Below are 16,034 nucleotides of genomic sequence, written 5' to 3'. Positions count from 1 at the left end.
TAAAAGACTTCTCCACAATATCACCTCATTTCTTATGTATTTTATGTAGTTTGTATAGTTATTATACAATGCTATTGAAATGACGTCAGAATTAACTTTCATATTGTATTTTGTTCTAAATCAGAAGTTAGTGTAATGTTAAGTTAGGGGAGTATCGAACTCCCCTAACTTAAAGCCCTTACATCCTCGACCACAAGGGCACGAGGTTTTACGGGCAAAATTATAAATTTTACGCTTAGTAGATTTTCTTAATATTATATTTTATTATTTTCTTTTAGAGCTCTTTCTATTCTCTCACCAAACTCATTACATGCTTTTTTAAAATTTTTTATAAGTCTTACCTTTATTTCTTTTTTTATATCCCAAATATCATATAGTATATTATCTACTAATGTATCCTTTTCATCCTCTTTCATAGCCCTATATCGTTGTCCAGCTTGAGTAAAATCATCCTGCTTCTTAATAGGTTCCATGGTTTTAATGCCACATATTCGATGGTTTTCCACCTCTCCATCTTTATATACCAATGGTTCATTGTTATTTAAAATATTTTCCTTGTAATTCACATCTCTATCACTGTACTTATATCTCATAGCCCCATCTTGATTGTTATTGCATACTTCTACAATTGGCCTATTTATAGGAAGCTGCTGAAAATTCACTCCTACTCTATGTCTGTGAGCATCATGGTAAGCAAAGGCTCTTCCTTGAAGAAGTTTATCATTTGATAATTCAATACCTGGTACAATATTGCTTGGACTAAAACAAATTTGTTCTATATCTCCGAAAAAGTTTTCTGGGTTCTTATTTAAATACATTGTTCCTACATCCATAAGAGGAAATGTATCTTCAGGCCAAAATTTCGTTGCATCCAAGGGATCAAATTCAAGTTCTTCTGAATCCTTTTCATCCATAATCTGAACTTTTAAATAATATACAACTTCCTCGCCCTTACTTATGGCATTGTACAAATCCTTTATAGCCACGTCTGGTTCTAAACCTGCCAAAATTTCAGCTTCACATCTATTTATGGTCTTTACCCCCAATTTAGGCTTCCAATGGTATTTTACTAAAAATCTTTTCCCCTCATTATTTACCCAAACAAAAGTATCTACTCCAAATCCTTCAATAGTTCTAAAGCTTTTAATAGTTCCAAGATCTGAAAATAAGAATGTGATCATATTGGTGGCTTCAGGGTTGCTAGCTATGAAATCCCAAAACCTACTTTTATCTATTACGTTATTTTTAGGAGATGGCTTAAATGCATGCACCATGTCGGGAAATTTTTTTGCATCCCTTATGAAAAACACCGGTATATGATTTCCTACTATGTCCAAATTGCCTTCCTTTGTATAAAATTTAACTGCAAAACCTCTTGGATCTCTCAATGTATCCGCTGACCCCTTTGCTCCAATAACCGTGGAAAATCTCACAGCAACAGGTGTCCTTTTTCCTGCAATATTGAATACATCCGCTTTAGTGTATTTCCACATGCAATTTGTGAGTTCAAAATAGCCCATGGCACCAGATCCCTTGGCATGGACTACCCTCTCCGGTATTCGTTCTCTATTAAAGCTGGCCAACTTTTCTATAAGATGCAGATCCTCTAAGAGAACTGGACCATTGGGCCCTAAGGTAAGTGAATCCCCATCATTGTATATTGGATTCCCTTCATTACCTGTAAATTTTCTATTTCTTATCTCATGGTATACCTCCGTATTTTCTTCAGATCTGTTTCTAGCTTTGCGATTGCCCATAGATTCCTCCATACATAATTTATGCACTATTGTATTCTATGAACAATAAATTATTTTGGTGTTGAAAAACAAAAAATAAAAACCACAAAACAAACTATTTTGCGGTCTTAATATAAGTTACTCAACTTTCCCAGCAAATATTTCGGAATAAAGCCTGAATAAATGAGGCTTGAGATAGCATCCATTCAGTAACTTTACTTTTTATCATGGATGTGATATCTGCTGACAATGTTGAAATGTGTTCCACAAATAAAGCCATCAGGCTTTGCAATGCATTGGCTAAGTCCATATCTTGTATATCTTCACAGAACATGAAAAATAATTCGCCATACGTCTTCTGGTCATTTTCCTTTCGACGAATCCATTCTAGAATGATATATCTGGTAAATACAATGGCTGTATGGCTTACCATTGCACCATAATTATGGCTCTGAAATTCAGTGCCTAACTTCATGAAAGATTTAGATGATTTAAAGAAGCATTCGATAGACCATCTATTTCCATAAATACGTACGATTTCTTCATCTGAAAGTGAGCAGTTGGTGCTTAAGATATATAAGCATTCACTTTTCTTGTTGCTATTTCGTACAAATACAATCTTTACAGGTATTCCTGTTTTTGTTGTAACCACCAATGAGCCGAAAATATTTCTGGCACCTTCAAAGCATACAAATTTCTTTAATTCAGGAAGTGTGTATTGCTTTTCGTTGTAGATGTAACGTTGTTTTAATTGCTTCACCATTCCAATGGCATCGATGCCTGTGGCAAGAATTTCTCTTATCATCGGTTCTGTAGTAAACCATGTGTCCATAAGGACATAATCAGCTTTAATGCCAGCGTTTAAAGCATTCTTAACCAAAAGAACAGCAGCATCTGTTTTGTGCATCATGCTTTCTTTACGAAATTTGTAGCCATTTGTACGATGATCGATTTGATTAGAAATTTCATTATAACGATTACTTTCATTGGCAGAAGAAAGCATGTTAAACCCAGTGGGGATAAAGCTATACCCATCAGACCACCCAAGCGCAAGAAGCGTAAATCCCTTTTGATATTTGTGTTCAACATGGTCAAATACACGAGCAAGCAGTTCCACTGATTTGCTACGATTACGTTTGATTACAGAATCATCCAGAATAAGGACTTTTACTCTTTCAGGCCTGGTAAGCGCATCAAATACTGTTGCGACTTTAGCAGCCAGCAGCAAAAGAAACTTGCTCCAGTTATAGGATGTTTCATTTAGAAAACGATAATATGTGTTCTTTGAAACAGCCCGATCTTTATGCTTAGAATTTAGGAAACGAAATAAATTCTTTCCCTGAAATACTAACAAAAGTAAAAATTGAAACACCTCATATGCAGAAATACCACATGCTTTTGTAATATTGGATTTGCGCATCAGCTTTCCGATTTCAATTTCTTTAAACGCATTAGAAAATGCATTTGGGGTATGGCCATTTTGGCTCATTTGATTTATCATAAGATTAGCACCTCTTCTTTGTATTTTAATGGTTGTGGTAATCTTATTATACCAAAGAATTGGTGCTTTTTTAATGTCAATAAACCAATTGATGTAACATTTATGCCTGATTTAATGGGCATTTGCACCAGCTACGCTGGTGGGAAAGTTGAGTAAGTTATAAATTATAAATTTACTTTTACTTCTTAGATATTTTTTCAATTAGAGATAGAATTGCAGCATAAAACAGATATTTTGATGCACTGGAAATTCCAACTGTAAGATAAGCTATGAATTCCCTGAATCCCCCTTGGTATGCCTGTGATGCCCTTATAACACCAAGTATAAAGTTATATGCAAAGGCTAGTCCAGAAAGCACAAGAAATGTAAGAACAATTTTTGGAATAAAATCAACTACAGTGTTAGTTATAGGTCTACATGGCCTTTGGTACTGTTGATATTGTTGTGGGTTAATGTTATGTTGGAACTGCTGCTGAAACTGTTGCTGGTTTTGAGCCCCATTTTGAGGTGCACCAGCATTTTGATTTTCTTCTTTAGGAACAAAATTATTATCGCTCATTTTTTCCCTCCATAATTTTTTAATTTTATGTTTTTATCTCATGGCTAGCCGTTGTGACATGCCTCTAGATAACGACTTCTAGCCTTCACGTGGGGTTAAAACGCCACGTGAAGCTAAAAATTGTGTTTATATTAACAATTTAAAAATAATAAACCAATATTTATTATTAAAATATACAACTAATAAGTTTATCTCTCACCTATCATTTCCCTAATTTTTTCTGGAATGTTGATCTTTTGAGGACAATGTTCAACACATATTCCGCATCCTATGCATTTTTCTGCGTTTTCATAATTAATTTCTGAACTGGAAATCCAATTCTCTGAAACAGAATTAAGGGCATTGTTGTTCCATCTTCTAAAGTTTCCTGGTATGTTCACACCATGAGGACATGGCATACAGTAACTACAACCTGTACATTTTACCTTTTGTCTGCTATTTATATTGTCTTTCACTATTTCTATAGCTTCTTCTTCCTCAGTACTCAATGGTTTAAGATCTTTAAATATTTCAATGTTCTCCTGAACCTGTTCCAAAGTGCTCATACCAGATAAGATAGTAGCTATGCCTTCTTTTTCAGCTAACCATCTAAAAGCATATTTTGCGGAAGTATCATTGCCAAGTTGGTCGAATGGTTTTCTCAATTCCTTTGGTACATTGGCCAACATACCACCCTTTAAAGGTTCCATTATCATTATTGGTATCTTTTTTTCTAGCAATCTCTCATAGCCTTTTTGTCCAGGGTTGTCCAAAAGGTCCATATAATTGTACTGGATCTGAACAAAATCCCAATCATACATATCCAAAACTTTGTCAAGAAGCTCTATATCGTCGTGAATAGAAAACCCTAAATATTTTATAAGGCCTTTCTTTTTCTTTTCAATGGCCCACTGAAGTCCATTAACCTGTTCCATTGTATCTACATATTTACTTTCTAAAGCGTGCATCAAGTAAAAATCAATATACTCTACACCTATATTATCTAAAGTTTCATTAAATATTCTTTCCATATCCTCTTTGCTTTTTACAAGCCAAAAAGGCATCTTATCTGTGACGTAATACTCTTCTCTTTTAAACTGCTTTAGTGCAATGCCTAAAGCTTTCTCGCTCTTTCCGTTATCATAAACATATGCAGTATCATAATAATTTATGCCAGCATTATGAGCTAACTTTATCATCTCGTTTACCTTATCTTGATTTATAACATCTTTATCCTTAGGGAATCTCATTGCCCCAAAAGCAAGTTTGGAAAGTTTAACGTTGATTTTCTCTAAAATTGAATATTCCATTACGCTTCACCTCTTAAAATTATATGTTAAAAACCATTATAATTGTTTTTTAGCTGTTATGCAAGGAAATAAAAAAACTCGCCGCAGTTAAAATCTGCGGCAAGCTCTTACTTTCCCGTAAACTCCTTGACACCATTGTTTCCATCATAGGGCTTTTGGTCTTTAGAAGTCAAATGACATATTATTAGTTTGTATTTTTTTCCTTTAGATATCTGTTGATTAAATTTCATTTCAAATACCTCATTGCTGCCTTCCTTTGGCACTATTCTTACATTTCTTCTCCTCAGTGAATTTTCCATACTCACATTATCATTTTTTCCAACAGTGGCAATACCATTAGGTTCATTACTGTCCAAACTTTGAATCCAATAATTACGTGGTGTGACAGCCTTCCTTATATCTACAGGATTATTAAACTTTATCTCCAGTGTACTTTCATCTGTCTGCTTCAAAGATACAAGCATAGGAATTTTTTTCTTTTGGATGCTGTTTTCACCTTTTTCCTTTATACAAGGTTGCTCACAGGCCTTAACATTTCTAGCTCCTATACATAATAAGCAGAAAACGTTGATAAATATCATAGCCATTATCATTGTAGCTTTTGTAACTTTTTTCATACTATACCCCTCCAACTTATGCTTTGTTGAAGTTATATTGTGCAAACATTATTAAATTTATTCATTTGGTTTTTAAACTAACATTGAATGTAATAAATTCTACTGTCTTCATTCCATACATCCATTCTGTTTTCCATGTATACAAAACCATATTTTTCATATAACCCAACATGATCTGTGGCAAGGTATACTTTGTGAAATCCTTCAGCTTTTGCAACGGAAATAGCATGTTTTATCAAAACTTGGCTATATCTATTCCCTCTGAAATTTTCACTGGTATACACAAACCCAATCCACGGAAAAAGCTTAGGATCTTCTATACAGTCCTTCTGCGTAAGAGTAAGAAATGCCATAACCTCTTTCTCTTTATTCATCAAGAAAAATATTTTACTATTAGGTCCTAAATTTTCTTCTATAGTCCCGTTTTGAATATTTCTAGCAAGGAATTTTCCTGCGGACCATGGACACTGTTCTAATACCTGCAATAATCTTTCTTTTTCCTCACTATCAAAAAACTCGACAATATCCATGTATTTATCCCCTTTATTTTTTTATTGCACTGTCAACAGTTTTTCTTACTTCTGAAATGCTTATATCCTTTTCTCGAGCTATAGCAGCCATATCATCATATTCTGCTTTTTCTCTACTTACGCCCCAGCCTATAGATTTTTTTACGTTTATATGTCCATACTCACATGTTACATGATATTGTGAACGATCCATGGTATAGCGATTGCATATATACTCTCTTATACCAAGTGTTGTAGTGTGTTTAAACATTAGTTTTATCATCACTTCTCTTTTTTCAGTGCTGCACATACATGTAAGCATGGTAGCTGGACGGTTTTTCTTCATTCCAATGGAAGTTGTAAATACATCCATGGCACCGCCTTCAAAAAGTCTTTCCATGGCAAAACCAATATCCTCTGCGGTCATATCATCTATATTGCAACAAAGCTCAGCTATAGATTCTCTTCCATCCTCAGTTTCTCCAAGGAAAGTTCTAAGGCAATTAGCCTGTTGGAAATCTTTTGTACCCATACCATACCCTATGGATGAAACCTTCATCACTGGCATATTTCCAAATTCACTGGCAAAATGCTTTAAAAGAGCCGCTCCTGTTGGAGTACATAATTCCCCTCTTACACTTCCGCCATATGTAGGTACACCTTGCAATATATGCGACGTAGCAGGTGCTGGTACTGGAAGTATTCCATGAGCACATTTAACTTGCCCAGAGCCTACATGAACTGGTGATACAATTATTTTATCAGGTGCAATGTCATCTATAAGCATACAAACCCCAACCACATCAGCTATAGCATCCATGGTTCCAACCTCATGGAAATGAATCTCGTCCACAGGTTTGTTGTGGGCATGACTCTCAGCTTCAGCGATTAATTTATACACACTCTTGGCATTATCTTTTACTTTTTGTGACACATTAAGATTATCAATTATGTGTTCTATATCATGCATACCTGAGTGATGATGGTGTCCATGACTATGCTCCTGAACATGATCTTCATGACAGCAATGTTCATGTATATGATCATGTTCACTATGACAATGTTCATGTGTGTGTTCATGTCCATCATGACAATGTTCATGTTCATGCACATCCTGGCTGATTTCCTCTTCTCCATTTACCCTAACACAAATATGAGTTCCATATATACCACACTTTGATGATTGTTCTGCAGTAACTTTTACTCCCGGCAGCTTCAACTCATTAATATTTTCTAAGAATTCCTCCTTATTTGGGCAAAGCTCAAGAAGTGATGCCATAAGCATATCACCTGCAGCCCCCATACTACATTCAATATATAAAGTTTTCATCTATTTTCCCTCCATATGATTTATCATACTGGCAAGATATCCTGCCCCAAAACCGTTATCAATATTTACTACGCTAACTCCACTAGCACAAGAATTAAGCATGGACAATAATGCCGAAACTCCCCCAAAAGAAGCTCCGTAGCCTATACTAGTTGGCACGGCAATGACTGGACAGTCAGCAAGTCCTCCTATAACACTGGCAAGAGCCCCTTCCATCCCTGCTATGGCTATGATAACTCTAGCATCCATAATTTCTTTCATGTGTGCTAAAAGGCGATGAAGTCCAGCAACGCCTACATCATATAATCGAATCACTTCATTGCCAAGGACTTCGGCAGTTAAAGCAGCCTCTTCCGCCACAGGCATATCACTGGTTCCTCCTGTAGCTACTACAATTTTGCCTATACCATTTACACAAGGCATCTCTCCTACTATACCAATCCTACCCATGTTATAGTATTTCAGTGGTAGCTCTTCTCCCACCACCTTAGCAGCCTCAAAATCCATTCTTGTAATAAGTATGGCTTTTTCCTCTTTTGCCCTCATGGCTTTGCAGATATCCCTTATTTGCTCCGGAGTCTTCCCTGCACCATATATAACCTCTGCTATACCCTGCCTCAATGATCTATGATAATCCACCTTGGCAAAGCCAAGATCTTCAAAGGGCTCCATTTTAAGCTGAAGCATGGCATCATCTACAGTCATCTTTCCATCTGCCACTGATAACAGCAATTTTTTTATATTTTCTTTTTCCATGATATTTACCTTCCTTCAAGATCTAATAATACAACTTTAAAGTACGTCTTTAATTCCTGACAGATCTTTTCTCTATCTTTTAAAGCACCTTCCATATCCTCTGCTTTAAACTGCAGTCTAGCAGCATCATAATATACCCTAACACGAAAATCAGAATACCCCAACTTAAACAAAATATCTTCAGATTTCTCTACACAGTCCAATAGCTCTTTGCTAATAACATGGCCTGTGGGAATACGAGTGGCAAGACATGCATATGCAGGTTTATTCCAAGTAAAAAGCTTAGCTTCCTTGGATAACTTCCTTATTTCATCTTTTGTGAGATTGCAAAGTCTTAATGGAGACATAACTTCCAGCTCTGCAATGGCTTTCATGCCAGGCCTATCTTTTGCATCATCTGAAGCATTGCTTCCATCTATTATTACATTGTAGCCATCCTTTAAAGCCTGGGCTTTTAATGTTCCAAATATTTGATTCTTACAAAAATAACACCTATTACTTGGATTATCTACGACTTCCTTGCAATTTAATATGTCTGCATTAATAACCTTCATCTCAACTCCTAGTTGTTTTGCAAGCTTCAACGCATCTTCAAATTCAAATTGTGGCTGAAAAGCTGTCTTAACATAGTATGGGCATACATCTGCCCCGTATTTAAGCGCTGCATATAAAAGATAAGATGAATCCACACCACCTGAAAATCCCAAGGCCACCTTGTTATTATTTTTGAAAAACTCTTTTAAATCCACTCTAACCACCTCATCACTTGTGATATTCTAAACTAAAAAGGCCACAAAAGTAAACGCCTCTTTTCTAGAAGCAGCATTACCTTCATGGCAATAATTTATGCATTGTATTTGATTTTGGAATTACAAATTTATCTTCCTTCTGGAAGCTATTTTATGATTTATATCAGATAAATTATATCATATAAAAACTGCCTATACAATAAGCCCAAGTTGTATAAATTCCTTTGTAATGCTACAATTATTGTAACAAATAATTATTAAAGAAAAGGGAGATTACAATGCTAAAGCAACGATTAGATAATGTAAGAAGCCAAGGTCCACTTATACATAACATTACAAATTATGTAACTGTAAATGATTGTGCAAATATACTTCTAGCTTGTGGTGCATCTCCAATCATGGCAGATGATACCGAAGAGGTAGAGGAGATAACATCATTATGTAAAGGATTAAACATAAATATTGGTACATTAAATAAAAATACCATACCATCCATGATACTGGCAGGCAAAAAGTCAAATTTGTGTGGTCATCCTGTAATACTAGACCCTGTTGGAGCTGGAGCCTCTTCACTGCGCAGTAATACTGCTAAAAAGCTATTAAAAGAAATTAAGTTTACTGTTATTAAAGGAAATATCTCAGAAATAAAAACTTTAGCCATGGGAACTGATACCACCTGTGGAGTGGATGCAAATATAGCAGATATTGTGACAAAAAATAATTTAGATGAAGTTATAAAATTTGCAAGAGAATTTGCATATAAAACCGGTGCTATAATAGCCATCACTGGTGCCATTGATATTGTCACTGATGACAAAAAAACGTTCATTATCCACAACGGCACTGCAATGATGGGGAAAATTACTGGTACGGGTTGCATGCTATCCGCCATGACTTGCGCTTATCTAGTGGCTAATAAAGATAATCTATTGGAAGCTACTGTAGCTTCAGTATGTGCCATGGGTATAGCAGGTGAACGCGCCTATGCTAGATTAAAAAAAGAAGATGGAAATTCATCTTATAGAAATTATCTTATTGATGAAATATATAATTTAAATGGGGAACTATTGGAAGGAAGTGCAAGATATGAAGTGCGATAAAGAAAATATGTTGTTATATGCCGTTACTGATAGAAGTTGGCTAGGTATTGAAACTTTGTATTCACAAGTAGAGAAGGCTTTAAAAGGCGGAGTTACCTGTGTTCAACTTAGAGAAAAAGAACTAGATTATGAAACTTTTTTAAAGGAGGCCATGGAAATACGAGAACTTTGTAAAAAATACAATGTGCCATTTATAATCAACGACAATGTGGACATTGCCATTAAAGTAAAGGCTGATGGTATCCATGTTGGACAAAAGGATATGGTAGCTACAAAAGTTAGAGAAATGATAGGTGAAAATATGATTTTAGGTGTATCTTCTGCAACTTTAGAAGAAGCCTTGGAAGCTGAAAAAAATGGCGCAGATTATTTAGGTGTAGGCGCCATGTTCACCACATCTACAAAAACTGATACAAGACAAGTATCCCTGGATACTATTAAAAATATATGTTCAGCAGTTAGTATCCCTGTGGTTGCCATAGGTGGTATAAACAAAACAAATATACTTCAGCTTAAAGGTACAGGTGTAGATGGAGTAGCATTGGTGTCAGCTATTTTTGCTAGCCAACATATTGAAGAAGAATGCGTTGAACTGAGGAAACTGTCCAGTGAAATCGTAAAATAATTATATAATAGATTAAGGCACTACAAAGAAAGTTAATCACCTTTTTAGTGCCTTATATCTTTTGATTAATGATGGAACAATCTTATGCCTGTAAATGCCATTACCATATCATATTTATTGCAGCACTCTATAACTAAATCATCCCTTACGGAACCGCCTGGCTGAGCAATATATTTTACCCCACTCTTTTTAGCACGTTCTATATTGTCGCTGAATGGGAAAAATGCATCTGAACCTAAAGCTACATCCTGCATCTGATTTAGCCATTGGCGCTTTTCCTCTGCTGTAAACACTTCTGGTTTAACCTTAAATATTCTCTGCCATGCACCCTCAGCTAGTACATCCATGCACTCATCACCTATGTAATTATCTATGGCATTGTCTCTATCAGCTCTACCAAGACCTTCTGCAAACTGAAGGTTAAGCACCTTTGGGCACTGACGTAATAGCCAATTATCAGCTTTTTGACCTGCAAGTCTTGTGCAATGTACACGGGACTGTTGCCCTGCACCTATTCCTATAGCCTGGCCGTCCTTAGCATAGCAAACTGAGTTGGACTGTGTATATTTTAAGGTTATTAAAGCAATTATCAAATCTATTTTCGCTTGCTTTGGAAGATTTTTATTGTTAGTTACTATATTGTTTAACATTTCCTCATTTATATCAAGTTCATTTCTGCCCTGTTCAAAAGTAATTCCAAACACATCCTTGTGCTCTACAGCTTCTGGTTTGTACTCTGGATCTATCTTTATTATGTTGTACTTTCCACCTTTTTTAGCCTTAAGAATTTCAAGAGCTTCTGGTTCGTATCCTGGAGCAATTACACCATCAGACACTTCTCTTTTTATTATTTTTGCTGTGTCTACATCACAAACATCAGATAATGCTATGAAATCCCCAAAAGATGACATTCTATCTGCACCTCTTGCCCTGCTGTAAGCACATGCTAGCGGAGATAATTCACCCATGTCATCCACAAAGTATATCTTCTTTAAAGTTTCTGTAAGTGGTAGTCCAACTGCCGCACCTGCTGGTGATACGTGTTTAAAGGATGTTGCTGCTGGAAGTCCTGTGGCGATTTTTAATTCTCTAACTAGTTGCCAACCATTAAAGGCGTCTAAAAAGTTTATATACCCAGGTTTGCCATTTAAAACTTCAATAGGAAGTTCCTCATTATTCTTCATAAAAATTTTTGATGGTTTCTGATTAGGATTGCAACCATATTTTAATTCTAATTCCTTCATAAGACTCGTCTCCCTTCAAAAAATTATTTTACATTTTTATTTATTATTCTTGTTTCGTATTTTCCAGTTTCAACTTCTATATATCTCACAAAAAGTGATACTTTGTTATCCTCATTTAAGGACTCCCAAAGCATACTTGTAAATTCATCTATATCTCCTTCAACTCTAACCAACTTAGGCTCTCCTTCAAAACTTGGCAATGGATTTCCGTCCATCATATAAGTATGAATAAATCGCCCTTCCCCAGCTACAGGATTATCGTAAGAGAAAGTATATCTATTGCATTGAGCTGAATTTCCATTATTGCTCTTTAAAATTGACATGCTGTAGTTAAACTTTCCATTTTCTATTTCCATTAAGCCTGATATTCTAGGAGTGTAATTTGGCGAGTCTGGTTCAAATTCTCTGCAGCGAAGTGATTGCTCAAAGGTTAAGCCCTCCTTCATGCCATCAAATATAGTATCTGTCTGGTCACCATTAGTTACAATAGTGCAATTGTTTAGAACTTTCACCGGTGCATATATTATAAGGCTAGGATCTGAAAGTTTTGATGGGTCAAAGGCCTGTGTTCTTATGCCCTCACCTTCCTGAACAAAAATACGATTTCTGCTATTCACACTTCTTCCCATAATGAAATATGCTGAAACGGCAAATTTTCCATTCAAGGACTTTCCTATGAGGATACCTCTACCTGGATATGAATTATTTTTAAGTTCTGAGCTAATGTTCTTTATTTCCATTTTTTACTCCTCCCTACTATAAAAAAATAAAAAAGCCGACAATCTGAGCGTAAATTGCCCAGACGGTCGGCTAAAATTCATAACTATACTCCCCGTGGTTCACTCCACTTTCCGTCAGTCATATATACAATAATAAATTATTGCTATGAATCATTTCCATAATACCATTATGTGACCATTATTTCAATAGTTTTTTTAGAGTAATTTATAAATTTAATATACATAATATATTTTGTAGTTTTGGGTGGTTATTAGGTGCAAATATGCCTTGTACGCAAACTTTACTATGCTATAATAAAACATATCAATACTAATACATAGAAAAGTTAAAAAGGGGGATTAAAATGGATAAAACAACTTATTATCTTTCTCAAGTTTGGGATAGTGTTGCTACAGACTTTGGTTCCGTAGAACCCTCAATTTGGAGTATTTCTGGTGAAAAGCTAGTGAGTTACTCTAAAATAAAGTATGGAAGTAAAGTTTTAGACATCGGCACTGGAAAAGGTGCCACATTAATCCCAATTTCAAAAACTATAGGGCCGCAAGGCACAGTTATTGGAGTTGATTTATCAATATCCATGGTGAATTACACCAACAAGCTAATAAATGAATTAAACCTTGAAAACTGTCAAATTCTCCATATAAATGCTGCAGACTTAAACTTCCCCCAAGACTATTTTCACCACATGGTAGCTGGTTTTAGTCTTAGATACTTTTTGCAGAATGCAGAGATTTTTCATAGATTGATTAAACCCCTTAAACCCGCTGGAACACTTTCCTTCACTTTGTGGGCTCCAGATGCCCACGATGTAGATATGGATTGCATCATAAGTAGGTATATAGATTTAATTCCTAGTGCAGTGAATGAATTAGATACTGATAAGGAACCTCTCACAACTGCCCATGATATTGAAAACAGACTCAAATTTCTAGACATGCACGATATTTGTGTACAAGTCATGGATGAACCCATAATATACAGTTGCTTTGATGATGTGTTTAAGGAATTTTGGAATAGTCAGTACAGAGTAAACATGGAGAAAATAATGAGCCTAGGTAAAAACATATATGAGGATTTCTATAATAGTCTTTCCTTCTACTTTGAAAGATTTAGAGTAAGGGAAGGCATAAAGTTAACTTGGAAAGTATTATATGCTGTTTGTAAAAAATAATAAAAAAGTGTGCAGATTTAATTATCGGCACACTTTTTTCAACTTTTATTTATGGGGTGTATAAACGCTTTCAATAGTTCCATTTATCTCTCTGCAGTTCTTAAGCCTCAACCTTTTTTTGGGATTGTCATCATAAAATAGCCTCATGCCCTTTCCCAATATTATAGGCATAGTGACGATGTGATATTCATCTATGAGATTATCTTTAATCAAACTATTGGCGAAGCTTGCACCACCACATATCCATATATTTTTACCTTTTTTCATTTTTTCATCTTCAATAAAAGTGTTTAAATCTTCTTCTATGAAGTTTACCCCTTTGTGGCTCAGCTTCTTTCGGTGTGTAAAAACATAGGTTATCTGATTTTCATAAGGCCAAACTTCTGGAGATATTTCATTTATCACCTGTTCATATGTTTTGTAGCCCATAACCACAGTGTCTATGGTATCTAAAAATTCCTTGTGTCCATAATCTCCATCGTAAAGATTGCTGTCACCACCAAGCCAGTTTATTTTGCCACATTCATCCGCAATAAATCCATCCACGCTGCATGCAATATAAAGTATTACCTTTCTGTTCATAAAATCAACTCCCATAATAATATTATAAACAAATAATTCACCTTATACTTTCTAATACTACTTTTACTACTTTTTATTTTTCTTCTCTATTCTTTCAATACCACCCATATAAGGTCTTAATGCAGCTGGAATACTTACGCTGCCATCCTCATTGAGATTGTTTTCAAGAAAAGCAATAAGCATTCTTGGTGGGGCAACCACTGTGTTGTTAAGAGTGTGTGGGAAATACTTTCCGTTGTCACCATTTACACGAATTTTTAATCTTCTTGCCTGTGCCTCTCCAAGATTTGAACAGCTACCTATTTCAAAGTACTTTTTCTGTCTTGGTGACCAAGCCTCTACATCAATAGATTTAACCTTAAGATCCGCTAAATCTCCTGAACAACATTCTAGTGTTCTAACAGGGATATCTAGTGAGCGGAAAAGATCTACAGTGTTTTGCCAAAGTTTTTCAAACCATTGTTTACTTTCTTCAGGCTTGCATATAACAATCATCTCTTGCTTTTCAAATTGATGTATTCTGTATACTCCTCTTTCCTCTATACCATGAGAGCCCTTTTCTTTTCTAAAGCAAGGTGAGTAACTAGTCAATGTCTGTGGTAAATTATCTTCCGTAAGAATTGTATCGATAAATTTTCCAATCATGGAATGTTCACTTGTTCCAATAAGGTATAAATCCTCACCCTCGATTTTATACATCATCTCATCCATTTCAGCAAAGCTCATAACCCCTTGAACTACACTGCTTCTAATCATGAATGGAGGTATACAGTATGTAAATCCCTTATTTATCATAAAATCTCTTGCATAAGTAATAACAGCAGAATGGAGCCTTGCAATATCGCCCATTAGATAATAAAACCCGCTGCCTGCTACCTTTCTAGCGCTATCAAGGTCTATACCATCATAACTTGCCATAATGTCAGCGTGATATGGTATTTCATACTCTGGAACCTTAGGCTCTCCATACTTCTGAATTTCTACGTTTTCGCTGTCATCTTTGCCAATAGGTACACTTTCGTCGATGATGTTTGGTATTACCATCATGCGTTTTGTGATTTCCTCTTGAAGTTCATTTTGTTTTAGTTCTAAATTTTGCAATTCTTCTGCAGCAGAAGTTACTTTGTCCTTTATTATTTGAGCTTCATCTTTTTTACCTTGAGCCATTAGTTTTCCAACTTCTTTTGAAAGTTTATTTCTCTCTGCTCTTAAAACCTCAACCTTTTGTATAACTTCTCTTATTTCTGAATCATAAGATATTACTTCATCTACCATAGGCAATTTGGAATCTTGAAATTTTTTCCTTATATTTTCCTTTACAACCTCAGGATTTTGTCTTAAAAATTTTAAATCTAGCATTCTTTTTCACTCCTATATAATTCTTTATGTGAACTACCCCATTACTAAATAAGGGGTGTTTTGCATTTTCTCTATTTTTTAAAATTATTAACTCAAGTTTTAGTTTAAGTAATCGATATTAATCTAAGACTAATTTCGTTTACTTAATATAGTATATCATAATTAG

At 35.2% G+C, this 16,034-nt stretch carries 16 protein-coding genes and 1 riboswitch; of the genes, 3 read left to right on the top strand and 13 right to left on the bottom strand.

Features of this window, described 5'->3' with window-relative positions; genetic code table 11:
• Window positions 1-254 precede the first annotated feature (254 nt).
• The 9 genes from BUA73_RS07680 to larE form a co-directional block, all read right to left on the bottom strand.
• Window positions 255-1,757 carry a catalase gene (locus BUA73_RS07680; protein ID WP_084672150.1) on the bottom strand — a complete coding sequence of 501 codons (1,503 nt, stop codon included), beginning with the start codon at window positions 1,755-1,757 and terminating at the stop codon, window positions 255-257.
• Between the two features lie 121 nt (window positions 1,758-1,878).
• The gene (locus BUA73_RS07675; protein ID WP_072903528.1) at window positions 1,879-3,237 is read right to left on the bottom strand and encodes an IS4 family transposase; all 1,359 of its coding nucleotides are present in this window, start codon (window positions 3,235-3,237) and stop codon (window positions 1,879-1,881) included.
• A 178-nt stretch (window positions 3,238-3,415) separates the two neighbouring features.
• Window positions 3,416-3,796, bottom strand: a complete 381-nt coding sequence (locus tag BUA73_RS07670; protein WP_072903527.1) for a hypothetical protein — start codon at window positions 3,794-3,796, stop codon at window positions 3,416-3,418.
• Between the two features lie 188 nt (window positions 3,797-3,984).
• A complete protein-coding gene (locus BUA73_RS07665; RefSeq protein WP_072903526.1) occupies window positions 3,985-5,085 on the bottom strand; it encodes an aldo/keto reductase in 1,101 nt (366 codons plus the stop codon).
• A gap of 107 nt (window positions 5,086-5,192) precedes the next feature.
• Window positions 5,193-5,702, bottom strand: a complete 510-nt coding sequence (locus BUA73_RS07660; protein ID WP_072903525.1) for a hypothetical protein — start codon at window positions 5,700-5,702, stop codon at window positions 5,193-5,195.
• A 77-nt stretch (window positions 5,703-5,779) separates the two neighbouring features.
• The gene (locus BUA73_RS07655) at window positions 5,780-6,232 is read right to left on the bottom strand and encodes a GNAT family N-acetyltransferase (RefSeq protein WP_084672148.1); all 453 of its coding nucleotides are present in this window, start codon (window positions 6,230-6,232) and stop codon (window positions 5,780-5,782) included.
• 13 nt (window positions 6,233-6,245) lie between these two features.
• Window positions 6,246-7,541 carry a nickel pincer cofactor biosynthesis protein LarC gene (gene larC / locus BUA73_RS07650; RefSeq protein WP_072903524.1) on the bottom strand — a complete coding sequence of 432 codons (1,296 nt, stop codon included), beginning with the start codon at window positions 7,539-7,541 and terminating at the stop codon, window positions 6,246-6,248.
• Entirely contained in the window at window positions 7,542-8,297 is a 756-nt protein-coding gene (larB, locus tag BUA73_RS07645; RefSeq protein WP_072903523.1) for a nickel pincer cofactor biosynthesis protein LarB, read from the bottom strand.
• 5 nt (window positions 8,298-8,302) lie between these two features.
• Window positions 8,303-9,046 (bottom strand): ATP-dependent sacrificial sulfur transferase LarE, encoded by a 744-nt coding sequence (gene larE / locus BUA73_RS07640; protein ID WP_072903522.1) that lies wholly within the window; start codon window positions 9,044-9,046, stop codon window positions 8,303-8,305.
• 278 nt (window positions 9,047-9,324) lie between these two features.
• Between larE and thiM the strand changes: the two genes are divergently transcribed.
• Together thiM and thiE are read left to right on the top strand one after the other, a co-directional pair.
• Window positions 9,325-10,146: a hydroxyethylthiazole kinase gene (gene thiM / locus BUA73_RS07635; protein WP_072903521.1), complete on the top strand. Its 822-nt coding sequence runs from the start codon at window positions 9,325-9,327 to the stop codon at window positions 10,144-10,146.
• On the top strand, window positions 10,133-10,771 hold the full coding sequence (gene thiE, locus BUA73_RS07630) for a thiamine phosphate synthase (RefSeq protein WP_072903520.1): 639 nt from the start codon (window positions 10,133-10,135) through the stop codon (window positions 10,769-10,771). Before thiM ends, thiE begins: the two co-directional genes overlap by 14 nt.
• Window positions 10,772-10,836: 65 nt before the next feature.
• Here thiE and BUA73_RS07625 read toward each other — a convergent pair whose 3' ends face one another.
• Together BUA73_RS07625 and BUA73_RS07620 are read right to left on the bottom strand one after the other, a co-directional pair.
• Window positions 10,837-12,015 carry a phosphoribosylaminoimidazolecarboxamide formyltransferase gene (locus BUA73_RS07625; protein WP_072903519.1) on the bottom strand — a complete coding sequence of 393 codons (1,179 nt, stop codon included), beginning with the start codon at window positions 12,013-12,015 and terminating at the stop codon, window positions 10,837-10,839.
• Between the two features lie 23 nt (window positions 12,016-12,038).
• Entirely contained in the window at window positions 12,039-12,755 is a 717-nt protein-coding gene (locus BUA73_RS07620; protein WP_072903518.1) for an IMP cyclohydrolase, read from the bottom strand.
• Window positions 12,756-12,804: 49 nt separating this feature from the next.
• A riboswitch (ZMP/ZTP riboswitch) is annotated at window positions 12,805-12,887 on the bottom strand.
• 212 nt (window positions 12,888-13,099) lie between these two features.
• Here BUA73_RS07620 and BUA73_RS07615 point away from each other — a divergent pair.
• Window positions 13,100-13,927, top strand: a complete 828-nt coding sequence (locus BUA73_RS07615; protein ID WP_072903517.1) for a class I SAM-dependent methyltransferase — start codon at window positions 13,100-13,102, stop codon at window positions 13,925-13,927.
• A 45-nt stretch (window positions 13,928-13,972) separates the two neighbouring features.
• Here BUA73_RS07615 and BUA73_RS07610 read toward each other — a convergent pair whose 3' ends face one another.
• Complete coding sequence (locus BUA73_RS07610) at window positions 13,973-14,509, bottom strand: dihydrofolate reductase family protein (RefSeq protein WP_072903516.1); 537 nt, start codon at window positions 14,507-14,509, stop codon at window positions 13,973-13,975.
• 66 nt (window positions 14,510-14,575) lie between these two features.
• Window positions 14,576-15,868 (bottom strand): serine--tRNA ligase, encoded by a 1,293-nt coding sequence (gene serS, locus BUA73_RS07605; RefSeq protein WP_072903515.1) that lies wholly within the window; start codon window positions 15,866-15,868, stop codon window positions 14,576-14,578.
• Between the last annotated feature and the right edge of the window lie 166 nt (window positions 15,869-16,034).

This window comes from Hathewaya proteolytica DSM 3090 (genome assembly GCF_900142225.1).
Classification (GTDB): domain Bacteria; phylum Bacillota; class Clostridia; order Clostridiales; family Clostridiaceae; genus Hathewaya; species Hathewaya proteolytica.
The sequence above is the reverse complement of the archived record's forward strand: the minus strand, read 5'-3'. Positions and strand labels throughout refer to the sequence as shown.

Excerpts from the sequence above, each read along its gene's own strand:
- BUA73_RS07680 (WP_084672150.1), bottom strand. The coding sequence starts at position 1,757 with ATGGGCAATCGCAAAGCTAGAAACAGATCTGAAGAAAATACGGAGGTA.
- BUA73_RS07675 (WP_072903528.1), bottom strand. The coding sequence starts at position 3,237 with ATGATAAATCAAATGAGCCAAAATGGCCATACCCCAAATGCATTTTCT.
- BUA73_RS07670 (WP_072903527.1), bottom strand. The coding sequence starts at position 3,796 with ATGAGCGATAATAATTTTGTTCCTAAAGAAGAAAATCAAAATGCTGGT.
- BUA73_RS07665 (WP_072903526.1), bottom strand. The coding sequence starts at position 5,085 with ATGGAATATTCAATTTTAGAGAAAATCAACGTTAAACTTTCCAAACTT.
- BUA73_RS07660 (WP_072903525.1), bottom strand. The coding sequence starts at position 5,702 with ATGAAAAAAGTTACAAAAGCTACAATGATAATGGCTATGATATTTATC.
- BUA73_RS07655 (WP_084672148.1), bottom strand. The coding sequence starts at position 6,232 with ATGGATATTGTCGAGTTTTTTGATAGTGAGGAAAAAGAAAGATTATTG.
- larC (WP_072903524.1), bottom strand. The coding sequence starts at position 7,541 with ATGAAAACTTTATATATTGAATGTAGTATGGGGGCTGCAGGTGATATG.
- larB (WP_072903523.1), bottom strand. The coding sequence starts at position 8,297 with ATGGAAAAAGAAAATATAAAAAAATTGCTGTTATCAGTGGCAGATGGA.
- thiM (WP_072903521.1), top strand. The coding sequence starts at position 9,325 with ATGCTAAAGCAACGATTAGATAATGTAAGAAGCCAAGGTCCACTTATA.
- thiE (WP_072903520.1), top strand. The coding sequence starts at position 10,133 with ATGAAGTGCGATAAAGAAAATATGTTGTTATATGCCGTTACTGATAGA.
- BUA73_RS07625 (WP_072903519.1), bottom strand. The coding sequence starts at position 12,015 with ATGAAGGAATTAGAATTAAAATATGGTTGCAATCCTAATCAGAAACCA.
- BUA73_RS07620 (WP_072903518.1), bottom strand. The coding sequence starts at position 12,755 with ATGGAAATAAAGAACATTAGCTCAGAACTTAAAAATAATTCATATCCA.
- BUA73_RS07615 (WP_072903517.1), top strand. The coding sequence starts at position 13,100 with ATGGATAAAACAACTTATTATCTTTCTCAAGTTTGGGATAGTGTTGCT.
- BUA73_RS07610 (WP_072903516.1), bottom strand. The coding sequence starts at position 14,509 with ATGAACAGAAAGGTAATACTTTATATTGCATGCAGCGTGGATGGATTT.
- serS (WP_072903515.1), bottom strand. The coding sequence starts at position 15,868 with ATGCTAGATTTAAAATTTTTAAGACAAAATCCTGAGGTTGTAAAGGAA.